A 23433-nucleotide genomic window follows, 5' to 3' on the forward strand; every position below is an offset into this window, starting at 1 on the left:
GGAGGATTTTTCTTATGGGAAGTTGTGCAAGTTGTGCAAATAAAGACAAATGTAGTTCAGCTAGTAAAGATGGAGGATGTAGTTCATCAGTACCAGCAAAATTAGGAACTAACTACGGAAATATTAAAAATGTTATAGGTGTTATAAGTGGTAAAGGTGGAGTTGGTAAATCAACTGTTACTGGAATATTAGCTACTCAATTAGCTAAAAAAGGATATAAAGTTGGAGTATTAGATGCTGATATAACAGGACCATCAATGCCAAGATTCTTTGGGATAAATGAAAAAAGAGCAGATATAGTTGCCATGGATAGTGAAGGTAAGCAAGTTAAATTTGTTCCAGTAAAAACTGAGCTAGGAATAAAAGTTATATCAATGAACTTACTTATGGAAGTTGAAGATGATCCTGTAATTTGGAGAGGACCAATGGTTACAGGAGTATTAAACCAAATGTTTAAAGATACTGATTGGGAAGAATTAGACTACTTATTAATAGATATGCCACCAGGAACAAGTGACATAACATTAACAGTAATGCAAACATTCCCTATAAAGGAATTAGTAATAGTTTCAACACCTCAAGACATGGTATCAATGATAGTTAAAAAATTAGTTACTATGGCTCATAAGATGAATGTTGAGGTAAGAGGAGTAGTTGAAAACATGGCTTACATAGAGTGTGAGTGTGGTAAGAAGATGAGAGTATTTAGCAAGAAATCTTCAGAAGAGCATGCTGAATATTTAGGACTTCCTCTAATAGGAGAATTACCAATAAACTTAGACTTAACTGAAGCTTTAGAAAATGGAAAAGCTGAAGAATATGTGGCTGAAAATCCATTATATTCATTAATCTTTGAAGGATTATATTAGTATAAATAAAAGAATGGACCAAAATAGTTATATTATTTTGGTTCATTTTTTTTATTTTTTTTAATTAAGTTTATTTATAAAGTAATATAAATTAAAATTTAGGGAATAATGATATTGTTAATATAAAATTTTAAGGAGGCAATAATTATGAAAGCCAATGTAGATAAAGATACATGTATTGGATGTGGATTATGTCCAACAATAGCACCAGAAGTTTTTGATATGGATGATGATGGAAAAGCTCATACAATAGTTGAGGAAGTTCCTGAAAATAGTAAAGAAGCAGCAAAAGAAGCTGAGGGTAGTTGTCCAGTAGCAGCTATTTCAGTTGAATAATAATTAAAATTAAAAGATTCTAAAAGATTATATAATCTTTTAGAATCTTCTTTAGTTATAAAGATGTGAATATATTATTTTAAAGACTTCTAAGGCTTCTTTTATTTTAGGCTTTAATAAATGTTTTTTTTCTTCAAACTCTTTAAAACCTTCTGGGGTTAAAGAATATACTTTTTGTATTTTTCTTTTAGGATCATCCCAAGAGCCAGTTACAAAGCCTTGTTTTTCTAATTTCTTTAGTAAGGGATATATTCCACCTGTGCTAGGAAACCAAAGCCCATTAGTTTGTTCACCAATTTTCTGAGCTAAATCGTTTCCGTTAGTAGGTTGAATACTAAGAATATATAATGCGTATATAGGAAGAAGGCCCTTAGTGAAGACTTGTCCTACAGCATCTTTTTCTTTTTGTACTTTTTTTAAATTGGCTACCTGTTTTTTGTATTCATCATAAAGGCGTTTTTCTTCAGCTTTTATAAATTCATCATTATACATAGCTAAATTTCCTTTTGAATTGAAACACCCACCATACCAGGGCCAGCGTGAACACCCATAGCAGCTCCTATAGCTCTTACTTGAGATTTTAATAAGTTAGGATGAGAACTTATGGAATCAAGAACTTGATTAGCTTCCTCTTCCGCCATACCATTAAGGATAGCTACATTGCATTTACCTTCATCAAGATGTTCTAAAATTATGCTAGCAAGTTTTTTCAAGGATTGTTTTCTTCCTCTTGCCTTAGCAATTGTTGTATAAGCACCATGTTCATCAACTGATATTATTGGTTTAAGGTGAAGTAAATCTCCAACTGTTCCTGCAACCTTACCTATTCTTCCACCACGTCTTAAATATTCTAAGGTATTAAGAGTATAAAATCCAGTTGTAGCTTCTCTTATACTTGGAAGAGCTTCAATTATTTCTTCAAAGCTTTTTCCTTCCTTAACAAATTCAGCTGCTTTTATAACTATAGAACCTAAAGGATAACCTATTATTTTACTATCAAATAAGTAAGATTTAAAAGAACTACGTTCTTCAATAACTAATCTAGCAGCATTGAATGTACCTGATAATGAGCTAGATATAAATATACCTATTAAGTGAGTATATCCTTCAGCTTCTAATTTATCTAATACTGAATTTATATAGTCAGGACTACATAGAGAAGTTGTTGGCACTTCATTATGTAAGTTTTCGTAAACATCAATTGGTTTTATATCAAAAATATCATTATATTCTCTGTCTTTATATATTATCTTTAAAGGTAATATATTTAAATTATATTCTTTTATTTCATCTATAGTTAAGTCACAAGAGCTGTCTGTTATTATAGCAATTTTTTGCATTTTATATGCCCCCAATCATTTTATACTTACTAAATAAAATAATAATTTATATTCTATTTAGTGAATTAAATAGCAAACCGAATAATTCAACATTTATAGAAATTAATGAGAATTAAGTTTAGCTTTAACTGAATTATATATCAATACTGATACCATTATCAATATTGATAATGGTACAAAGAGAGAATAATCTGTTAATAATATATTAAAACAGATTATTCTTTAAGAAAACGGTTTACTTATGAACTTAATTGAGGGTTTAATTAAAAGATAAAGAAGAATTTTTATCTACTATATTCCAAATTGTGTTACCTCTAGATAAGTAAATTGGAGTGCCATCTTCAGCTTTTAATGTGGTTTTACTATTAGAGTCTTCTTTTTCCCAATGAATTTTTTCCATTCTTCCATTAGAGAAAACATAGCCCTCTCCAGTACCTGTTAAATCAATATCTAAATGAGTATTATCAGATTGAAGTGACATATCAGTTATTTGAACCACTATATTTTTAAATTTAAGAGGCGAGTTGGTATTTTTATCTATAGCAAGCTCTCCATCCATATACTTTTCATAAAAGCCATCTACATATTTATAAGAGGTTTTGTAATAGTCACTTAGATTAAGTTTTATTTCAGATATATAGTTAGAAGAATTTAATAGAGAATTATCTTTAAAACTTAATGTATTGTTTTTAGAATACTCATATCCATTATCAGAAATGAACTTTCTTATATTTTTAGCTGAAGTATAAAGATTGTGAGGGGCTTTTCTTGTATTATCCCTCCAAAAAGCACTTCCGTTTTTAATTTCATTTATACTATTTAAGGATTTGTCACTAGATATTGTAGCTAGAGCTTCTGCACTTCCACCACAATGTGCAAAAGGTAGGTCGTGTTCCTTAGAAATATCTAAAAAATAAGGACGTACACTTCTTATAGGCCCAATAACCTCAGGAGAATTTTCATAAAATGCAGCTAAGAATCTAGGAATTCCTGCCTCGGCCATGGTTTCATAAACTATATCTGCTTCTGAAAGTCCACTTTGAGGACGAGCTGCTCTAGAATTTTCAATTATACACATAAAAGGAATATTATCTATTGAATCTGATTCTAATATCTTTCCTGTGTATGGGCTAAGGGTTTCTAAAGATAACTCTTCCATATCAAAGTCATAGGGATTTTCTTCATTCATTGTTAAATCTATTGGCTTTAGTTCTTTTAAGGTATCTATTTTTTCTGATGTTTTTAAAGGCATAATTAAATTTCCAAATATGAATCCAACTAATAAACTTAATATTAATTGAAAAGCAATTAATGCTATTTTCTTCATTTAAACTCCTCCTATGAATTACTTTTCATATATTTATTATGTTACATTATATGGAATATTATTCATCTTATGGAGAAGATAAGAATAAGTTTTTGCCAATGTCAACTAAAGAAAAATTGAATATAGGCTAAGAAAAAGAAGGAAAGAGGGAGATAATAAGTCTTTTTTTTAGTATAAGGATTTTTTAAAATTAGCATAACTATTAATAGTAGAGTATAATGATTCGAGTACAAGATATAGTGGAGTGGAGGAATTGAAAATGCTACATGTTGTGAAAAGGGACGGTAGAGAATCTAGGTTTAATGCGGATAAAATAGCAAATGCAATAAAGAGAGCAGCCAATGAAGTTGGTATTGCAATAAGGGAAAGCCAAGTTTTAGATACTATACAAAAGGTAATTAATTATATTGAAATGTCAGGTAAGACAGATGTCACTGTTGAAGAAATTCAAGTTTTAGTAGAAAAGGCTTTAATGGATAATGGTTTTAACCAAGTAGCAACAGCATATAAGGCATATAGAACTGAAAGAACTAAAGTTAGAGAAATAAAATCAGACTTAATGAAAGCTATAAGTAAGATCGGAGTAGAGACTGATAGAGATAATGCTAATGTAGGAAATAACTTCTCATCAAAGCTTTTAAGAATAGCTTCAGAATCTAACAAATGGTATAACTTAGCTACAATGCCTAAAGAATTAGCAAAAGCTCATGAAAATGGAGATGTGTATTATCATGACTTAGATAGTTACAATTTAACTACTAACTGCTTACACATACCAACTGGTGAGTTATTACAAAGTGGATTTAACACTGGATACGGAACTATTAAGGCACCAAGAAGAATAGAGACAGCAGCGGAATTATCATGTATTTTATTACAATCAACTCAAAATGATATGTTTGGAGGACAATCACATCCAGACTTTGATAATGATATGAGTGTTTTTGTAGAACCTACAAGGCAAGAGATAAGAGAAGAATACATAGGATTAGGCTTAGAAGGAGCTAAGTTAGATGAACTAGTAGAGAAAAAATTAAGAGAAAGAGTGCATCAAGCAATGCAAGGAGTTGTTTATAATTTAAACACTATGCATTCAAGAGCAGGATCTCAAGTTCCTTTTAGTTCATTAAACTTAGGAATTCCATACAATGAAGATGCTGCTTTAGTTTGTGAAATATTCTTATTAGAATACGAAAAAGGATTAGGAAGAGGAGAACAACCAATATTCCCTAACATAATCTTTAGAGTAAAAGAAGGTGTAAATAGAGAAGTAGAGGATCCATATTTCTATTTATATGAATTAGCTTGCAGAGTAGCAGCTAAGAGAATGAATCCAACCTTCATGAATATCGATGCGGACTTTAATAAGGAATACTATGATAAGGGATATATGCCAGCAACTATGGGATGTAGAACTTATCTTATGAAAAATGTTAATGGTGAACCAGGATGTAAGGGAAGAGGAAATATAGCTCCTACAACTATAAACCTTCCTAGACTTGGAATATTAGCTAAAAAAGATATTAATAAATTCTTTGAGTTATTAGATGATAGATTAAGAATAGCTAAAGAATCTTTAATGCACAGATATGGAGTTCTTAAAAACTTAAAAGTTAAGGATTTACCTTTTGTTGCAGGTCAAGGATTAATGAAAGGTGCTGAAAACTTAGGTCCAGATGATTCAATAGAACCAATTTTAAAACAAGGTACTTGGGGAATTGGATTTATAGGAGTTGCAGAAACTTTAATAGCCTTAACTGGAAAGCATCATGGTGAAGATGAAGCTTCAAGAGAATTAGGAATAAAAATAGTTGAAAGAATAAGAGAATATTGTGATAGATTAACTGAGGAAACTAGATTAAACTGGAGCTGTTATGCTACTCCAGCAGAAGGATTATCAGGTAAATTTATAAAGCAAGATAAAAAAGCCTTTGGAATAATTAAAGGAGTAACAGATAAGGATTACTATACAAATAGTTACCATGTTCCTGTTTACTGTCCAATATCAATAAAAAATAAGATAGATATTGAAGCACCATATCATAAATTATGTAATGGTGGACATATCAGTTATATAGAAGTTGATGATTGTCCAAATGCAGAAACTATAATGAAAATAGTTAACTATGCTTACAAAGAAACTAATATAAGTTATATGGGGATTAACTTCCATATAAGATATTGTAAAAATTGTGGAACATATCTTCATAACAATGAGTGCAAATGTACTAAATGTGGATGCCAAGATATTCAAGGAATATCAAGGGTTACTGGATACTTAAGTCTTGATGAAAGATTTGGTCCAGGAAAATATGAAGAGAGAGAAGATAGACGTTCTCACTTAGAAGGAAATAAAAAAGCTTATCACTGTGTTTAATATTTTCAATGAAATTATTTATATAAGTTTATAGAAAAATCTATGCAATGTATTTTATATATTATCTTAATTAGATAAAAATTTAATACATGTGCATAGATTTTTATTTTACTTTAAAAATCATTTCAAGTTTTGTTAATAATTTATTGTTGACTATAAATTTTTATATGGTAAAATAAATAAAAAATAAATTTTGCTTCGTATAACTCTAATGATATGGATTAGAGGTTTCTACCAAGAACCGAGAATTCTTGATTACGAAGAAAGCCTATTTGCTTTCTTCGTAATCAAGAATTTTTTTTTGAACCTTTTTTAGGATATATAAATTCTTTATTCAATACTAGAAATTTTAGTTTTAATATAAATATTTAATTCGGGGAGGAAATATAAATGAATTTATTGAATTTACCAAAGATAGAATTACATTGCCATTTAGACGGATCCTTAAGAGTGGAGACTGCTATTGAGTTAGCTAAAAAAGAGGGAGTTAAGCTAGATAGCTATGAATATGATAAGGTAAAAGAATTATTAGTTATTCCAGAAGACTGTAATTCACTAGAAGATTATTTAAATAGATTTGCTCTTCCAGTAAGACTATTACAAAGAGCTGAGAACTTAGAAAGAGTTGCTTTTGAGCTTATGGAAGATGCAAGTAAGGAAAATGTAAAATACATAGAAATAAGATTTGCTCCATTATTGCATTTAGAAAAGGGGATGACTCAAAAAGAAGTAATAGAGAGTGTAATAAAGGGAATAAGAAAAGCTGAAGAGCTTTATGACATAAAAGGTAATGTAATACTATCTTGTTTAAGACATCATTCTATAGATAGTGTATATGAGGTAATTGAAGAGGGGAAAAACTTCATAGGAAAAGGTGTTGTTGCTATAGACTTAGCTGGTGGTGAATTAGAAAACTTTGTGAAACCTTATGAAGAAGTGATGAAATTAGCAAGAGAATCAGGTTTTAGAGTTACAATACACGCTGGTGAAACTGGTTATGGCAAAAATGTTAGAGATGCCATAGAGCTTCTAGGTGCAGAGAGAATAGGGCATGGCTTATTTATATTTAATGATGAAGAGGCTTATAATTTAGTAAAAGAAAAAGGAGTAACATTAGAAATGTGCCCTAAGAGCAATATAGACACAAAGGGTGTGAATAAATATGAGGAGCATCCTATTTATAAATATCATAAAGATAATATAAGAGTTAATTTAAGTACAGATAACAGAACAGTTTCTAATATAAATCTTACTGAAGAATTTGAAAATGTACATAAGACATTTAATATAGACTTTGAAGATTATAAAAAGATTTATTTAAATAGTGTGGAAGCTTCCTTCTGTTCAGAAGAGTTAAAAGAAAAATTAAAATTATCCATAATTATATAAATTCAAAATAATCCACAGGCAAATAGAACTTAATTTACCTGTGGATTATTTTTAAATTCAACAACTGTGGATATTTTTCAAAAAATTATTCTGTGGATAAATTTTTGAACGTATTATTGTTAGTAATTTGGTGTACTTTCACTAAAAACTTTAGTGAGATGTATATTATACAATAAAATCTTAGTGAAATTCTAGTAAAAATCTGATAAATTTAAAATTTTTGAGCCTAAATATTTTAAAGAAATGTAAATAAGAGAAAGATTATATTGACTAAGAAGTAGATTTATTAGACAATTAATAGGATTTAAAAGCAGATGGGCGGCTAAAGACTACCCATTTGCTTTTATTTTTTTGTATTTTTTTAAAAGGGGGATTAAATTTCATGAAAGGTTTTAAGAACAAGGAATTTTTACCTACTATGATAATGATGGCTGTTCCTATAACAATTCAGAGTTTCATTACATCGTCATTAAATCTAGTAGATAATTTAATGGTAGGAAAGCTAGGAGAAGAGTCAATAGCCTCAGTTGGGTTAGCTAACCAATATATATTTATTTTTACCTTATGTATTCTTGGGATAAATGCTGGAGCTAGTGTTTTCATGTCTCAGTTTTGGGGAAAAAAAGATTTGAAAAATATTAAAAAAGTTTTGGGACTAGATATATCTATTGGACTTATAGTTTCAACTCTTTTTGCCTTAGGATCTGGATTTTTTTCTTATGAAATTATGGAGATTCTTTCTAATGATTTAAATGTTATAGAATTAGGAGCTAAATATCTACAGATTGTTTCTGTAAGTTGTATATTTACTAATTTTACTCAAGCTTATTCTTCAGCTTTAAGAAGTACAGAGCAACCTAGTGTTCCTATGTATGCAAGTATAGTTGGAGTCTTGATAAATGCATTTTTAAACTGGGTACTTATATTTGGAAATTTAGGCTTTGAGCCTATGGGAGTTAATGGAGCAGCTTTAGCAACCACTATTGCAAGATTAGTAGAGATGATATTTATAGTTTCCTTTGTTTATTTTAGAAAGAATAAGGTGGCATCAAGATTAAATGAGCTTATGTCCTTTGATTTAAATTTTGTAAAAATATACTTTAGAACATCTTGGTCAGTTATAGTAAATGAAATAGTATGGTCTTTAGGTATGACTGCATATTCAATAGCCTATGCTAGAATAGGAACAAACGCTGTTGCTAGCATGCAGATTGCTACCACATTAAATAATATGTTTATGGTATTACTAATAGGTTTAGCTACAGCTTCCTCTATAATGATAGGGAATAAAATTGGCTCTAATGAGGAAGAAATAGCAAGAGAATACGCTAAGGATATAGCTGTAATAGCTGTTTTAGTAGGATTTATTTTAGGAATTTTAATATGGATAACAGCACCATTAGCATTAAAGCCTTTTAATGTAAGTGAAGGAACTTATTTAGATACAGTTAAAGTTTTAAGAATAATAGGATTGTTCTTTACAATAAGAGCTTTTAATATGGTTATGATTGTTGGTGTATTTAGAGGTGGTGGAGATACTACTTACTCTATGTTAGTACAATGTGGAACAATATGGCTTTATGCTGTACCAATGGCTTTCCTTGGAGCTACAGTATTTTCTTTACCTGTATATGGAGTATATTTCTTAATTTGTACAGAGGAATTCTTAAAGATAATCTTCGAAGCAGTAAGATTAAAATCGGGAAAATGGATAAAGAATGTTATAAGTGATATTGAAGAAGATGAATCTGATAATAATTTAATTACAGTATAAATAAAAAAGGTTATATTAATAGTTTCAAAATAAGATTCTATTAATATAACCTTTTATTTATACTATTATTTCTTTTAATGGTAAGCAGGTTTTACTAGACATGATTTTAAGAAATTTATTACTATCTAAAAGATTTTTCTCTAAGTCATTATTTTTAGAACTTAGGTTTCCCAGCCTATTACATAGTGATAATAAGGCAACATCATGAATATCTGCCGTGTTTATTAAATCTATTATGCTATAGGAGACTCTATTAATAATAAATATAGGTGCAGAATGATGCTTTACTAGAGATATAATTTTTTCGTTTAAGTAAGTATCATCACTATATTCTCTAAGGAATCTTCTTGTTATTTCTCCTCCAATTCTATCATGGATTGGGTTTAGAGTTCTTATTTTTCCAATATCATGGAATAAGGCTGCCCACATAAAAGCTTTTGAGTTATTAGATAAATCTTTGTATTTTGAAGCTAGGTCTACTACATTTAATGTATGGGTCCAAGGATTGGATTGGTGGATTTGATTTTCCTTATTAAGTTGGTTGAAAATATTAAAAGAAGAATTTTTAAATGATTCTTCCTCTTTAATTTTATTTAAGAATATGGATGGTTTAACATCCTCTAATAAGTGCTTTTCTATTTCTAAAAATAAGTTTTGATTAGTCATTTTGTACCCCCTAATTAATACTTATTTTAATGATTAACAATAGTTAGCATTTTTAAACAGATAATTTTAAAAAAAGGAACATATAAATAATATAGGAGGTAATTTTCTATGAGTAATACTATTAGATTATCAGGAATAGCCTATGAGAGCTTAGTAAATGGTCCTGGAATAAGAAGAGTTTTCTTTTCACAAGGATGTAAACATAATTGTATAGGTTGTTTCAATCCAGATACTCATGATTTTAATGGTGGAGAAGAAAGAGACATAGATGAATTAATAAAGGATTTAGCTGATAATCCATTTATAGATGGAGTAACATTTAGTGGTGGAGATCCACTAGAACAAGCTAATAAATTTATATATATTGCTAAAGCTGCAAGAGAATTAGGATTAAATATTTGGAGTTATACAGGTTATAAATTTGAATATCTATTAGAACATGCTAATGAATTTAATAAGTGGAAAGAATACTTAGAAAACATTGATGTTTTAGTTGATGGAAAATTTGATATAAATAAAAAAGAAGATGGATTAAAATTTAGAGGTTCTTCAAATCAAAGAATAATAAATGTTAAAGAAAGTCTAAAAGAAGGAAAAGTAATTGAACTAGAATTTTAAGATTAAAATTTTAATAAATTTCAATTGTAATATGTTCATAATAGTTTATTTAAAAAAGCTATGGTAAAATTATTTATATAAATTTTGGGAAAGTGGAGATTAAATGCTTAAGGGGAGTAGAAAGCGCATATGTTGGAATTTGTTTTAAACAAAAATGAATTTGTAAAATGTAGAAAAGAGTTTATAAGCAGAGAAATTTTCTTTTGGACTTTGTTTGAAATCATAGGGGCTGTATTTGTATTTATAATGACCATGGTTTTTATTAAAGCCAGCAAAGATTTAAACAATAGTTTTTATTTTGTTACATTATTAGCATGGTTTATTTTTTCTATAGTATGTAATATTAAAAATAAAAAAATAATAGAGCGTGATATAGAAGAGAAGGTTAGATTCTTAGAAAATAAAAATATGTTTGGTAACTGTAAAGTAGAGATTTTAGGAAATGGAATAAGAATTGAATATAATGAAGGAGCAGTAGAGAGAATATATCCTTGGAAAATTATAAGAGAGGTATTTTCTTTTAAGGAGAATATATATTTATTTATATCTTCAATTGATTATGTTTCAATTCCAAAAGGAGCTTTCAAAAACAAAGAAGAGCGTATTTCTTTTTTAAACAAGATAAGTAGTGATAGAAATAATGTTAGAGAACGTATATTATCTATTATTGGATTAGCATAAGCTTAACTTTTTAGTTAAGCTTTTTTTCTTATATTGATTTGGTAATCTAGGTTACATATTTTTTTATAAATTAGGTATATATTAAAGATAGATTATTAAAGGTAAGTGTGATATATTAATTATAAAAATTTAAAGAGGTGGAAAATAAATGTATAATTTTTTAGTGAAAAAATCAAAGTGTACAGAGACAGATGCATTATTAATCCCATATTTTGAAGAAAAAACGAATATACCTAATGAAGAAATAAACAATAAGATAAATATACTTAAGAAAAAAGAACAATTTAAAGGCTCTTATGGAGAAATATTTAATATAACTAGAACAACTGAGGATAATATACAAGATATTATATTATTAGGTCTTGGAAAAGAGACAGAGATAACTAAAGAAAAAATTAGAAGAGCTTTTGGTAAAGCTGTAAATGAGATTAAGAGATTAAAAAGTAAAAGTGTATTTTTAAGGTTTGATTCAGTAGAGGCTATTGGATTAGAAAATACATTAAAAGCAATGGTTGAAGGATTAGCCTTAGGATCATATTCATTTAATAAATATAAGAGTGATAAAAAAGAAGAGATTGAAGTTACAGTTCATATTGGTGGACACAATATAAAGGAAGAAGAGGTAGAGCTTTGCGAGAAAGCTATTGATGAGGCTATTATTCTTTCAGAGACTACTTGTTTAGCAAGAGATTTAGTAAATGAACCTGCTAATAATATGTATCCAGAAACTTTAGCTAAAGAGGTTAAAAACATAGGTTCTAAATATGGATTTGAAGTTGAAGTATTTAATGAAAATCAAATAGAAGAATTAAAAATGGAATCTTTCTTATCAGTAGGAAAAGGATCAGATAATTTACCTAGACTTATAGTTATGAGATACTTTGGAGATAAGGATAATATGGATCAAAGGTTAGCCTTAGTAGGAAAGGGACTAACATATGATTCAGGTGGATATTCTTTAAAAACTAATGCTGGAATGGTAACAATGAAGGCTGATATGGGTGGAGCTGCTTCTGTAATAGGAGCAATAAGTGCCATAGCTAAAAGAAATTTAAAAATAAATGTAATAGCCGTGGTAGCTGCTTGTGAAAACTTAATATCAGGTCATGCTTATAAGCCAGGGGATATTATAGGTTCAATGGCAGGAAAGACTATAGAAATATTAAATACAGATGCTGAAGGAAGACTTACTTTAATAGATGCTGTAACTTATGCTATAGAAAAAGAAAAGGCTAGTGAGATAATCGATGTGGCTACATTAACTGGGGCTGCTGTAGTTTCCTTAGGAGAGGATGTTACAGCCGTAATAACTAATAAGGATGAATTCTATGGAGAGCTAAGAGAAGCTTCTTATGAGACTGGAGAAAAGGTATGGCAAATGCCTAGCTTTGAAGATTACGGTAAGCTTATAAAATCTAACATAGCAGATTTAAAAAATATAGGTGGAAAGTATGCAGGAACAATAACTGCAGGATTATTTATTGGAGAATTTGTTCAAAATAAACCTTGGTTACACTTAGATATAGCTGGCCCAGCATTCTCAGAGAAAAAAGGAGATTATTGTCCAGCTGGAGGAACAGGTGCAGGAGTTAGAACTTTATATGAATTAGCTAATAGAAGATGTAAATAAGATAAAAAGTAAGAATTAAGATTATAACCTTTATTAATTTTAAAAGCTAATAGTTAATAAATAAAAAATATGTGTATCAAAATAACTTTTTATAAAACTTACAAACAGTATGAAGAGAATATCTAGATAAGCTTTAGAATTTAAATTATTACGGAGAAGATATTACGTTAAAAAACTGAGACTGTTCGAAGCGTAGCAAGTTTCGAAGTTTTAGTAATATCTTCGGAGTAATAATTATAAATTCTTAGCGAAATCTAGTAATTCTCAGAATATGTTTGTAAGTTTTATTTGTTATATTTTGATACAGACCATTTTAGAATTCTGCAGTACCAGTAGTTCTTGGGAATGGTATTACGTCTCTTATGTTAGCCATTCCAGTAATGTACATGATTAATCTTTCAAAACCTAGACCAAATCCAGAGTGAACAGTTTCACCGTATTTTCTAAGTTCTAAATACCACCAGTAATCTTCTTCATTTAAGTTTAATTCAGCCATTCTAGCTTTTAAGACATCAAGTCTTTCTTCTCTTTGGCTACCACCTATGATTTCTCCTATTCCAGGAACTAAGCAGTCCATAGCAGCAACTGTTTTTCCGTCTTCATTTAATCTCATGTAGAATGCTTTAATATCCTTTGGATAATCAGTTACAAATACAGGTTTTTTGAATATTTGCTCTGTTAAATATCTTTCATGTTCAGTTTGAAGATCTATTCCCCACTCAACAGGATATTCGAATTCTTTACCTGATTCTTGAAGTAATTTAACAGCTTCAGTATAAGTAACTTTTCCGAATTCTGAGTTTACAACATGGTTTAATCTCTCTAATAAGCCTTTGTCAACAAATTGGTTGAAGAAAGCTATTTCCTCTGGACATTCATCCATAACGTATTTTATAACATATTTTAACATGTTTTCAGCAACTTCCATGTCATCTATTAAATCAGCAAAAGCCATTTCAGGTTCTATCATCCAGAACTCAGCAGCATGTTTTACTGTGTTTGAGTTTTCAGCTCTAAATGTAGGACCAAATGTATAGATATTTCTAAATGCTAAAGCAAAACATTCAGCGTTTAATTGTCCTGAAACTGTAAGGTTAGTTTCTTTTCCGAAGAAGTCTTGTGAGAAGTCAATTCCACCTTCCTCTGCTATAGGAGGAGCCATCATGTCTAAAGTTGTTACTCTAAACATTTCTCCAGCACCTTCACAGTCTGAACCAGTTAATATTGGAGTATGAGTGTAAACAAATCCTTGATCTTGGAAGAATTTATGGATAGCGTAAGCTGCAACACTTCTTACTCTGAATGTAGCTGAGAAAGCATTACTTCTTGGTCTTAAGTGAGCTATTGTTCTTAAGTACTCAAAAGTATGTCTTTTCTTTTGTAGAGGATAATCTGAATCTGACATTCCTTCTACTATTATTTCTTCTGCTTGAATTTCAAATGGTTGTTTTGAATCTGGAGTCTCAACTAAAGTTCCTATAACTGATATTGATGAACTTATAGGTAATTTAGAAATTTCTTTGTAGTTTGATATCTTAGCGCTATCAAAAACTACTTGAACGTTTTTAAAGAATGAACCATCGTTAACTTCTATAAATCCAAAAGCATTTGATGCTCTTAAAGTTCTTATCCAACCTGAGATTTTTACTTTCTTATCACTATATTCACTAGTGTTTCTGTAAAGACTTTTTACTAAAACTACATCTTTCATTATTATTTCCTCTCTTTCCTAATTAAGTTTTATTCCAAATAAAAAAGCCCTTCATCCACATAATTAATGGGACGAATGGCATTATTCGCGGTACCACCCAAATTGCTATAAAATAGCCGGCTTTATGAACACAAAAATGTTCTTCAAGTATAACGGCCTGAAACCGTCTAAGTCTACTCTCCTAAAAAGGATTTCGGTTAGAAACTCAGAGATGTTCTTCAAAATAGGATACACTGCAGAACTCACACCATAATCTGCTCGCTGAGAGTTACTTCCTAAGTTTACTCTTCTCTTCATAGTAAATAAAATCGTATTTAGTTCGATTAATAATGATTTTACAATAAAACATTAACATTTGCAATATTAACCACATAGAAATATATAGATATAGTGTGTAATATAGGAGTTTTTATGTGCAATTTTTTTGAAGAAAAGTTTGAGCAAATAAATAAATTGAAACATTTAATGACTTTATCTAAAGGAAATAATCAAGCTAAAACATATAAAGAACAAATAGAAGATATTTTTAAAGAATTTCAAAGGGACTATATAAGAGAAGAGAGTAATACTATGCTTATTCTGACAAAGGAGGAATTAGCAAATTTTAATGGGGAAAATGGAAATCCAGCCTATATTTCTATAGATGGTATTATATATGATATTTCAAATATAGAATTGTTTAAACAAAGTCCTTATAACAGTTTAAAACTTGGAAGTGATGTAACAGAGGCCTTTGATGAATTAAATGATGGAGATGAATCTATATTAAGAGATATTCCTATGGTAGGGCTTTTAGCAGAACCTGAGGAAGCTGAAATTATGAATGGAGTGGAAGAGTATTACCCACAACAAAGACTAAAAATAATGAGTTCAGAAGAACTTAAAAAATATAATGGAGAGAATGGAAGTTTAGCATATGTAGCTATTGAAGGAATAGTTTATGATATAACCAATTTATCAGTTTTGGAGCTATTTAATGGGACAAAATTAAGATTAGGCTCTGATATTACTGAAGAATTTAAAACTTATTACAGAGGGGATAAGGAGCTTTTAAAGGATGCTAAAGAAGTAGCAATATTACATGATTTCAATGAAAGTCAAAGGGGAAAACATATTGAACGCAATCTTAAGGAGTTAACTTTAAAGGAATTATCAAAATATGATGGAAAAAATGGGAACCCTGCTTATATAGCAGTTAATGGCATAATATACGATGTTACAAATGAAGCTGTTTTTAAAAAAAGTCCACATAATTCAGTGAATTTAGGAGTTGATATTACTAAAGAATTTAATGGATGTCATAATGCAGATGAAGGCGTATTATCTAAGCTTCCTATAGTTGGAACTGTTATGTTAAAAAAAGAGCCTTTAGTGAAGGATACGGGTTCTAAGGAATTTAATATAAATGAACTTAGTAATTATAATGGAAAGAATGGAAAGCCACCTTATATAGCAGTATTTGGGACAGTATATGATTTAACTGATGTAGATAAATGGCAAGAAAAAAACATAAAAGTAGGATGTGATTTAACTGGAGAATATAAAGAGGTTTATGGGAATGATAAATCTCATTTAAAAAATTTAAAAGTTGCAGGGGTCTTAACTTGTAGTTTAAATGATTATTAAAAAAATAAAAGCTAGATTCACTTATGAACTACTTATTATAAAATTTAAAGAGAGAATTCTATAAAGTTTTTACACAAAAAAATTAAAATTCTCATCTATTGAAGTATAGTAGTTTAAGTTTAATCTAGCTTTTTATTTATTCTTTACCAAATTCATAAGAGTATATTAACTTTTGAGGGAAGTTTTTTAATTCCATATCTTTCATAGTTCTTCTAAATTCATAAGGAACAGTTTTCATTTCTACCTTTAATTTAAATTCATTTGAAAAATCTAATATAACGTAAGTAGCATGAGGTTTACCGTTTTTAGGTTTACCAACACTACCATCATTTATAATAACCTTATTACCTATTTTTTTAGCATATGGAATATGAGTATGAGCACAAACTAACACATCTTCCTTAAGCTCATCCATTATCTCATCTAATTCAGAATAATCTTCACTTAAATATTCATTTATTTTTCTTGGACTACCATGGACAAATTTTATTGATTTTCCACAAACATTCATTGAAAGATCATCAGGTAAGTTATCTAAATAGTATCTATTAGATGTTCTTAGTTCTTCTACAGTCCAAGGAAGAGAAAATGAGTTTATATCTGTGTCTCTAATGTATGTATAATCATTATCCACAACAGAAGCATCATAGTTTCCTTTTAAACATAAAATATTTCTTCTTTTTATAAGAGCTATTACTTCATTAGGATGAGGTCCATAACCAACTAAGTCTCCTAAACATATTATAGAATCAATATTTTGGTTATCTATATCTTCTAAAACTTCTCTTAAGGCATATAAGTTTCCATGTATATCTGATATTACTGCTATTCTCAATTTAAAGACCTCCTATTTGTTAAAAAATTTTACTATAAATATTATATAACAATTTAGTGGACAAAATAAAAAAATAAATATTACAAATAAATGTATATTATTAGATAATTTGAAATTATGATATAATTTATTTAATGAATTTTAACTATTAGAGAGGAGCGATCAAGGTGAAAGAAGGAAGAGTAAAAAGAATTTTAGAAGCTATGAAGGCAAATGATATACCTCAAATGTTAGTTTCTTCACCTGCATCAATATTTTATTTAACAGGTAAGTGGATATCACCTGGAGAAAGAATGATAACACTTTACTTAAATACAAAGGGTGAACAAAAGTTTATAGTAAATGAATTATTCCCAATAAATGAGGACTTAGGTGTTGATATTTTATGGTACAACGATACTATGAATCCAATAGACATCTTAGATAAGACAATAGATCATGAAGAAGTATTAGGAATAGATAAGGATTGGAAGGCACATTTCTTAATTCAATTATTAGATAGAAATTCAGCAAAGAAATTTGTTAATGGATCTCCTATAGTTGATAGAGTTAGAATGAGAAAAGATGATGAAGAAATAGCTTTAATGAAAGAAGCTTCAAGAATAAATGATATTGTAGTAGAAAAAGCAATAAAGAGTTTAAAAGAGGGCATGACTGAAAAAGAAGTAGTAGAAGTTTTAGGAAAAGGTTATGCTGAATATGGGTGTCAAGGATATTCTTTTGAACCAATCGTTGCTTTTGCAGCTAATGCAGCAGATCCACATGCAGAGTCAGGAGAACAAAAATTAGAAAAAGGTATGGGAGTTCTAATAGATACTGGATGTAGAAAAGATTATTACTGTTCAGATATGACTAGATGTGTATTCTTTGGTGAGCCAACAGAACATCAAAAAGAAATATTTAATACAGTTTTAGAAGCTAATAAAAAAGCTATAGATATGATTAAACCAGGAGTTAGATTCTGTGATATAGATAAAGCTGCTAGAGATGTTATAGAAAATAAAGGTTATGGCAAGTATTTCACTCATAGAACAGGTCATTCAATAGGAATAGAAACTCATGATTTTGGTGATGTTGGATCAACTAATACTGATGAAGTTAAACCAGGTATGATTTTCTCAGTAGAACCAGGAATATATCTTCAAGGAGATATGGGAGTAAGAATAGAGGATTTAGTCTTAGTAACTGAAGATGGTTGTGAAAGATTAAATCACTTAAACAAAGAATTAGTTATTATAAAATAATAGTTTAAATAAAAAGAACATTCTTCAATTGAAGAATGTTCTTTTATTTTTAAGTAATTTAAATTTTTCTAATTATTAAGCACTAAATAAGATACCTGCTATAGTAGCTGTCATACAAGTAGCTAATACACCACCTAAAAGTGCTTTGAATCCTAACTTAGCTATAGTTGGTTTCTTTTCTGGAGCTAATCCACCGATACCACCTAATTGTATAGCAACTGAACTTAAGTTAGCGAATCCACAAAGAGCATAAGTTAATATCATTATAGTCTTAGGTTCTAAAGTTCCGCTTGCTATGTAGTTTGATAATTGTGAGTAAGCTAAGAATTCATTAACTGCTAATTTAATTCCTAGTAAGTCTCCAGCTACGAAAACGTCTTTAGTTGGAACTCCCATTATGAATGCTAATGGAGAGAATAATCTACCAAGAATCCAGTTTAAGCTTAACCAAGGTGCACCAAATATTCCACCTATTGCTCCAAATAAAGCATTGATCATAGCTATAAGAGCAACGAATGCAAGAAGCATAGCACCAACGTTTAAAGCTAATCCTAAACCTTCTGAAGCACCGTTTGCATCAGCTTCAATAACATTTTCACTTTCAACTTTAAGTTCTAAAGTTGCGCCACCTTTAGTTTCAGGAACTTCAGTTTCAGGAACTAATATTTTAGCTAATATTAATCCAGCAGGGGCTGCCATGATTGATGCTGCTAATAAGTTACCAGCGTTAACACCCATAGCTACATAACCAGCCATAACACCACCGGCAACAGTAGCCATACCACCTATCATGATTGCACATATTTCTGATCTAGTCATGTTCTTTATGTATGGTTTAACTAGTAGAGGAGCCTCTGTTTGACCTAAAAAGATATTACCAACTGCACTGAAAGTTTCAGCACCACTTGTTCCTAATACTTTAGCAACACCCTTAGCAATAACTTTAACTACTACTTGAACTATACCTAAATGATAAAGTACACTCATTAATGATGAGAAGAAGATAATAGTTGGTAATACTTGTAGAGCAAATATTACACCGAATTTGTCTGTATCAAGTAATGATCCAAATAAAAATGAACTACCTTCTTTAGTAAAATCTAATAACTTAGTTATTCCGCTACTAATCCATTCAAATACTGCTCTACCGGCAGGAACTTTTAGGATTAATAAAGCGAAAATAATTTGTAATAAAAGACCTGTTCCAACCAATCTCCAGTTGATCTTCTTTCTGTTTTCAGAAAAAAGAACAGCTATACCAATAATACAAATAAGACCGATTACACCAATAAACCTATCCACATTTATTCTCCTTTTCTTATGTTTTTATACTAGTTTTATATTTAACAAAAGTTAAGAAATATATTAATTTAACTTTTTATTAAATCTCTTTTATAATGTTAGTCATTAACTCTATGAATGTCTTTCTAACTTTAGCTGAAGTTTCCATAACTTCTTCATGGTTAAGTGGTTGTTCTAAGATACCAGCAGCCATGTTAGTCATGCATGATACACCTATAACTTTCATTCCACTGTGGTTAGCTATTATAACTTCAGGAACTGTTGACATACCAACTGCATCTGCTCCTAATATTCTAGCCATTCTTACTTCTGCAGGAGTTTCGTAAGTTGGGCCACTAAACATAGCATATACACCTTCTCTTACTTCTATTCCTAAATTTTTAGCTATATCTTTAACTTGTGCTCTTAAATCTTTATCATATGCATTTGACATATCAGGGAATCTAGTACCGAATTCATTTAAGTTTTTACCTATTAAAGGATTTGATCCTGATAAATTTAAGTGGTCTGATATTATCATTAAATCTCCAGGAGTATAATCTTTGTTAACTGCTCCAGCAGCGTTAGTAACTACTAAAGTTTCAACTCCTAATAATCTCATTACTCTTACTGGGCAAGTAACTTCTTGCATTGAGTAACCTTCGTAGTAGTGGAATCTTCCTTGCATTGCAACAACTTCTTTACCTTGGAATTTTCCTATAACTAATCTTCCAGCATGACCTTCAACTGTAGATACAGGGAAGTTTGGAATTTCGTTGTATGGGAAATATTCAGCATCTTCTATTTGATCAGCTATAGCTCCTAATCCTGATCCTAATATTAATCCTATTGTTGGGTTATATTTACTTTTACCTTTTATGTACTCAGCAGCTGCTTTAATTTTGTTTGATAAATCCATAACTCTACACCTCTTCAATGAAATTTTATTTTAGTAATGATTTTAATTGTGGAATATTTCTAGTATGTGGTAACGCTTACTTTAAAATGTATAAAATTCTAAATTAAACTTGAAATTATTTTATTAACTTTTCTGAACCTTTCAAAACAAGTTCAGGAGTTATTATTATACTATTTAATTCTTTTTTAGAGTCATTATTTAAAGATTCTATTAGTAAATTCATACCAATCTCTCCAAGTTCTCTAGTTGGACCATTTATGTGACTAAGATTTATACCTAGTGTATCTAATATAGGTATATTATCAAAGGAAATTAATGAAATATCTTTTGATAATTCAAGGTTTGCTTCTCTTAAAGCTTTTAAGCAACCTAAGGTCATAAGATTATTACATACAAAAATGGCTGAAGGTCTATTTTTCATAGCTAAGATTTTCTTAGTGCATTCATATCCACTTTCTTCTTCATAATTTCCATAAAAGATTAAGTCATTATTTATAGGAATATTATTCATTAATAATGCTTTTTCATATCCTAATAATCTGTCCTGAGCTGGTTTAGATGTCATACGACCAGTAATTATAGCTATATCAGTATGATTAGCTTTAATTAAAGCTTCTATAGCATCATAAGAACCTTTAATGTTGTCCACAAAAACGCCGTTAAAATTATGATATTTAAGACTGCCATCAACTAATATGACTGGTATGCCTAAATTTGTAATAGCTTTTAAGTACTCGCTATTTAAATCATTTTCAACAGAGGTTGGACAAATTATAATTCCTCTAATTCTTTGTTCTTTTAATGTTTTAATAGCCTTTATTTCCCTATCGATACTCTCGCTAGAGTCACAAAGAATCAAATTAAGATTATGCACTTCTGCAACATCACTTATTCCTTTTATTATTGATCCAAAGAATGGGTTTGTAATATCAGGAACTATAACTCCAATAGTATTAGTGATACTTTTGGAAAGACTTCTAGCAATAGCACTAGGAGTATAGTTATATTTATTTATAACTTTCATAACCTTTTCACGAGTTTCATCTTTAACATATCCAGAATTATTTATAACTCTAGAAACTGTAGCTAAAGAAACTCCTGCTTCTTTTGCGATATTATTTATTGTTACAGACATTTCATTCACCCCCCTTGTACATTATTATAAATTAACTAGAAAAATAATTAAACAAATATTTTCCAATAAAGAGATTCAATTTAAATTTTTGTGTTATCGCTTACACAAAAATGTACAAAGAGAGAATCACTATATGTAAATGATAACATTATTTTTAGAAGAATGCAAATAAAAAAAGACTATTTTTTAATAAAATAGTCTTTAAATTAATTTACTTTAAAAAAAGTTCACCAACTTTAACTACATCACCAGCTCCAACTGTTAAAAGTAAGTCACCTTTTGATAAGTTAGTACTTACATATTCTAATGCTTCTTCATGAGAGTGTACATTTGTACATTTAACCCCATGAGCTCTTATAGCATCTCCTAATTGATTTGAATTTATTTCACCTAAATCTTTTTCTCTAGCTGCGTATATATCCATTAAAACAAGCTCATCACAATCATCAAAACATTTAACAAAATCATTGAAAAGAGTTTTTGTTCTTGTGTAAGTATGTGGTTGGAATACACAAACTATTTTATTGTGATTCATTTTTTTAGCTGTGCTTAGAGTAGCTTTTATTTCAACAGGGTGGTGAGCGTAATCATCAATAACAGTTATATCATTTTTAGTACCCTTATATTCGAATCTTTTATGAGCTCCTCCAAAAGATGAAAGTCCTGATACTATTGCATCAGCGTTTATATTGAATATTTCTGCTAAACATACAGCTGATAATGAGTTTGATACATTATGCATACCAGGTACATTTAAAGAAAGAGAAAGAAGTTTTTCTTCATTTCTAAATACATCAAAAGTAGCACAACCTTTTTCATTAAACTCTATATTTCTAGCTTGTATATCCCCATTATTAATTCCATAAGTTAATACATTGCATTTAGCTACTTCAAGAACTTCCATAACTTTTTCATCATCAGCATTTCCTATGATATATCCATCATTAGGTATAAGTCTAACGAATTGTTTAAATGTATCTTTTATGTGGTTTATGTCCTTATAAAAATCTAGATGGTCTGCATCTATGTTTAATATTATTCCAACATAAGGGAAGAATCTTAAGAAACTTTGTTTATATTCACAAGCTTCTGTTATAAAGTATTCACTGTTTCCAACTCTAAAGTTTCCATGAATAATATCTAAATCTCCACCAACTAATATTGTAGGGTCTAGATCTGCACTAAGGGCAACATGAGAAATCATTGAAGTAGTAGTAGTTTTTCCGTGAGTTCCAGAGACAGCAACATTGAACTTATGACCTTTCATAATTTGTCCTAAAAATTCAGCCCTGTCCATTAAAATAAGATTATCCTCTTTAGCCTTAATTATTTCAGGGTTATCGCTAGGTATTGCTGCAGTATATACAACTACATCAACATCTTGTAAATTATCTTTACTGTGACCTATGTATATTTTTGCACCTTCTTCTTTTAATCTATTAGTAATTTCTGATTCTTTTGAATCAGATCCTGAAACTTTGTAACCAGCGTTAAGTAATACAGCAGCTAAGCCACTCATACTAACTCCACCAATTCCTATGAAATGAACTTTTTTATTAATATCTTTTAATAAATCGAAAGACAAGATATCAACTCCTTTACTTATATACACTAATAATTATATACACTTTTTTGGAAAAGCACACAAAAAAATTCTTTTTAAAATCATTTTATG

The 23433-nt window shown here is 29.4% G+C and carries 20 protein-coding genes, 1 riboswitch and 1 other annotated feature; of the genes, 10 read left to right on the top strand and 10 right to left on the bottom strand.

Translation table 11 applies throughout. From position 1 onward, the window contains the following. Nucleotides 1-14 precede the first annotated feature (14 nt). Nucleotides 15-869 carry an Mrp/NBP35 family ATP-binding protein gene (locus I6G60_RS02435; RefSeq protein ID WP_057258192.1) on the top strand — a complete coding sequence of 285 codons (855 nt, stop codon included), beginning with the start codon at nt 15-17 and terminating at the stop codon, nt 867-869. A 147-nt stretch (nt 870-1016) separates the two neighbouring features. Beyond that, nucleotides 1017-1205: a ferredoxin gene (locus I6G60_RS02440; RefSeq protein WP_003450562.1), complete on the top strand. Its 189-nt coding sequence runs from the start codon at nt 1017-1019 to the stop codon at nt 1203-1205. A gap of 51 nt (nt 1206-1256) precedes the next feature. Here the strand turns inward: I6G60_RS02440 and I6G60_RS02445 are convergent, their stop codons facing one another. The 3 genes from I6G60_RS02445 to I6G60_RS02455 form a co-directional block, all read right to left on the bottom strand. Continuing rightward, a complete protein-coding gene (locus I6G60_RS02445; protein ID WP_003450702.1) occupies nt 1257-1697 on the bottom strand; it encodes a PadR family transcriptional regulator in 441 nt (146 codons plus the stop codon). A 2-nt stretch (nt 1698-1699) separates the two neighbouring features. Next, entirely contained in the window at nt 1700-2545 is an 846-nt protein-coding gene (locus I6G60_RS02450) for a DegV family protein (RefSeq protein ID WP_003456808.1), read from the bottom strand. Nucleotides 2546-2804: 259 nt separating this feature from the next. Then, nucleotides 2805-3872: a DUF3048 domain-containing protein gene (locus tag I6G60_RS02455; protein WP_197925566.1), complete on the bottom strand. Its 1068-nt coding sequence runs from the start codon at nt 3870-3872 to the stop codon at nt 2805-2807. Between the two features lie 259 nt (nt 3873-4131). On the opposite strand from I6G60_RS02455, the gene I6G60_RS02460 reads away from it, so the two are divergent. From I6G60_RS02460 to I6G60_RS02470, 3 genes are all read left to right on the top strand, one after another. Further along, complete coding sequence (locus I6G60_RS02460; RefSeq protein ID WP_197925568.1) at nt 4132-6249, top strand: anaerobic ribonucleoside triphosphate reductase; 2118 nt, start codon at nt 4132-4134, stop codon at nt 6247-6249. 178 nt (nt 6250-6427) lie between these two features. After that, nucleotides 6428-6527: riboswitch (purine riboswitch) on the top strand. A 112-nt stretch (nt 6528-6639) separates the two neighbouring features. Next, nucleotides 6640-7638 carry an adenosine deaminase gene (add, locus tag I6G60_RS02465; protein ID WP_110035101.1) on the top strand — a complete coding sequence of 333 codons (999 nt, stop codon included), beginning with the start codon at nt 6640-6642 and terminating at the stop codon, nt 7636-7638. A 382-nt stretch (nt 7639-8020) separates the two neighbouring features. Further along, a complete protein-coding gene (locus I6G60_RS02470; RefSeq protein WP_110035102.1) occupies nt 8021-9412 on the top strand; it encodes an MATE family efflux transporter in 1392 nt (463 codons plus the stop codon). A gap of 57 nt (nt 9413-9469) precedes the next feature. On the opposite strand, the gene I6G60_RS02475 is transcribed toward I6G60_RS02470, so the two are convergent. Next, nucleotides 9470-10078 (bottom strand): HD domain-containing protein, encoded by a 609-nt coding sequence (locus I6G60_RS02475; RefSeq protein WP_003456742.1) that lies wholly within the window; start codon nt 10076-10078, stop codon nt 9470-9472. Nucleotides 10079-10186: 108 nt separating this feature from the next. On the opposite strand from I6G60_RS02475, the gene nrdG reads away from it, so the two are divergent. The 3 genes from nrdG (at nt 10187) to I6G60_RS02490 (ending at nt 13007) form a co-directional block, all read left to right on the top strand. Next, nucleotides 10187-10696: an anaerobic ribonucleoside-triphosphate reductase activating protein gene (nrdG, locus tag I6G60_RS02480; RefSeq protein ID WP_003450666.1), complete on the top strand. Its 510-nt coding sequence runs from the start codon at nt 10187-10189 to the stop codon at nt 10694-10696. Between the two features lie 129 nt (nt 10697-10825). Then, the gene (locus I6G60_RS02485) at nt 10826-11377 is read left to right on the top strand and encodes a YcxB family protein (protein ID WP_003456686.1); all 552 of its coding nucleotides are present in this window, start codon (nt 10826-10828) and stop codon (nt 11375-11377) included. A 148-nt stretch (nt 11378-11525) separates the two neighbouring features. Then, nucleotides 11526-13007, top strand: a complete 1482-nt coding sequence (locus I6G60_RS02490; protein ID WP_003456695.1) for a leucyl aminopeptidase — start codon at nt 11526-11528, stop codon at nt 13005-13007. Between the two features lie 313 nt (nt 13008-13320). Here the strand turns inward: I6G60_RS02490 and asnS are convergent, their stop codons facing one another. Further along, complete coding sequence (asnS, locus tag I6G60_RS02495) at nt 13321-14718, bottom strand: asparagine--tRNA ligase (RefSeq protein WP_003450738.1); 1398 nt, start codon at nt 14716-14718, stop codon at nt 13321-13323. A gap of 64 nt (nt 14719-14782) precedes the next feature. Further along, nucleotides 14783-15024: a binding site (T-box leader), on the bottom strand. Between the two features lie 105 nt (nt 15025-15129). Between asnS and I6G60_RS02500 the strand changes: the two genes are divergently transcribed. Beyond that, nucleotides 15130-16344, top strand: a complete 1215-nt coding sequence (locus tag I6G60_RS02500; RefSeq protein ID WP_110035103.1) for a cytochrome b5 domain-containing protein — start codon at nt 15130-15132, stop codon at nt 16342-16344. A gap of 136 nt (nt 16345-16480) precedes the next feature. On the opposite strand, the gene I6G60_RS02505 is transcribed toward I6G60_RS02500, so the two are convergent. Beyond that, nucleotides 16481-17179: a metallophosphoesterase family protein gene (locus I6G60_RS02505; protein WP_003456816.1), complete on the bottom strand. Its 699-nt coding sequence runs from the start codon at nt 17177-17179 to the stop codon at nt 16481-16483. Nucleotides 17180-17346: 167 nt separating this feature from the next. On the opposite strand from I6G60_RS02505, the gene I6G60_RS02510 reads away from it, so the two are divergent. Further along, nucleotides 17347-18423 (top strand): M24 family metallopeptidase, encoded by a 1077-nt coding sequence (locus tag I6G60_RS02510; protein WP_003456773.1) that lies wholly within the window; start codon nt 17347-17349, stop codon nt 18421-18423. A 75-nt stretch (nt 18424-18498) separates the two neighbouring features. On the opposite strand, the gene I6G60_RS02515 is transcribed toward I6G60_RS02510, so the two are convergent. From I6G60_RS02515 to murC, 4 genes are all read right to left on the bottom strand, one after another. After that, a complete protein-coding gene (locus I6G60_RS02515) occupies nt 18499-19725 on the bottom strand; it encodes a NupC/NupG family nucleoside CNT transporter (protein WP_197925570.1) in 1227 nt (408 codons plus the stop codon). A 79-nt stretch (nt 19726-19804) separates the two neighbouring features. Beyond that, nucleotides 19805-20623: a purine-nucleoside phosphorylase gene (locus tag I6G60_RS02520; RefSeq protein ID WP_003456857.1), complete on the bottom strand. Its 819-nt coding sequence runs from the start codon at nt 20621-20623 to the stop codon at nt 19805-19807. A gap of 115 nt (nt 20624-20738) precedes the next feature. Then, a complete protein-coding gene (locus I6G60_RS02525; RefSeq protein WP_111744328.1) occupies nt 20739-21758 on the bottom strand; it encodes a LacI family DNA-binding transcriptional regulator in 1020 nt (339 codons plus the stop codon). A 211-nt stretch (nt 21759-21969) separates the two neighbouring features. Then, nucleotides 21970-23343 carry a UDP-N-acetylmuramate--L-alanine ligase gene (murC, locus tag I6G60_RS02530; protein WP_138329865.1) on the bottom strand — a complete coding sequence of 458 codons (1374 nt, stop codon included), beginning with the start codon at nt 23341-23343 and terminating at the stop codon, nt 21970-21972. Between the last annotated feature and the right edge of the window lie 90 nt (nt 23344-23433).

The sequence above is a fragment of the Clostridium perfringens genome (assembly GCF_016027375.1).
GTDB lineage: Bacteria > Bacillota > Clostridia > Clostridiales > Clostridiaceae > Sarcina > Sarcina perfringens.

Bases quoted from the DNA above. Each gene is read 5' to 3' on its own strand.
- I6G60_RS02435 (WP_057258192.1), top strand. From the start codon at position 15: ATGGGAAGTTGTGCAAGTTGTGCAAATAAAGACAAATGTAGTTCAGCT.
- nrdG (WP_003450666.1), top strand. From the start codon at position 10,187: ATGAGTAATACTATTAGATTATCAGGAATAGCCTATGAGAGCTTAGTA.
- I6G60_RS02485 (WP_003456686.1), top strand. From the start codon at position 10,826: ATGTTGGAATTTGTTTTAAACAAAAATGAATTTGTAAAATGTAGAAAA.
- I6G60_RS02440 (WP_003450562.1), top strand. From the start codon at position 1,017: ATGAAAGCCAATGTAGATAAAGATACATGTATTGGATGTGGATTATGT.
- asnS (WP_003450738.1), bottom strand. From the start codon at position 14,718: ATGAAAGATGTAGTTTTAGTAAAAAGTCTTTACAGAAACACTAGTGAA.
- add (WP_110035101.1), top strand. From the start codon at position 6,640: ATGAATTTATTGAATTTACCAAAGATAGAATTACATTGCCATTTAGAC.
- I6G60_RS02500 (WP_110035103.1), top strand. From the start codon at position 15,130: ATGTGCAATTTTTTTGAAGAAAAGTTTGAGCAAATAAATAAATTGAAA.
- I6G60_RS02455 (WP_197925566.1), bottom strand. From the start codon at position 3,872: ATGAAGAAAATAGCATTAATTGCTTTTCAATTAATATTAAGTTTATTA.
- I6G60_RS02475 (WP_003456742.1), bottom strand. From the start codon at position 10,078: ATGACTAATCAAAACTTATTTTTAGAAATAGAAAAGCACTTATTAGAG.
- I6G60_RS02450 (WP_003456808.1), bottom strand. From the start codon at position 2,545: ATGCAAAAAATTGCTATAATAACAGACAGCTCTTGTGACTTAACTATA.
- I6G60_RS02470 (WP_110035102.1), top strand. From the start codon at position 8,021: ATGAAAGGTTTTAAGAACAAGGAATTTTTACCTACTATGATAATGATG.
- I6G60_RS02445 (WP_003450702.1), bottom strand. From the start codon at position 1,697: ATGTATAATGATGAATTTATAAAAGCTGAAGAAAAACGCCTTTATGAT.
- I6G60_RS02520 (WP_003456857.1), bottom strand. From the start codon at position 20,623: ATGGATTTATCAAACAAAATTAAAGCAGCTGCTGAGTACATAAAAGGT.
- I6G60_RS02525 (WP_111744328.1), bottom strand. From the start codon at position 21,758: ATGTCTGTAACAATAAATAATATCGCAAAAGAAGCAGGAGTTTCTTTA.
- I6G60_RS02490 (WP_003456695.1), top strand. From the start codon at position 11,526: ATGTATAATTTTTTAGTGAAAAAATCAAAGTGTACAGAGACAGATGCA.
- I6G60_RS02460 (WP_197925568.1), top strand. From the start codon at position 4,132: ATGCTACATGTTGTGAAAAGGGACGGTAGAGAATCTAGGTTTAATGCG.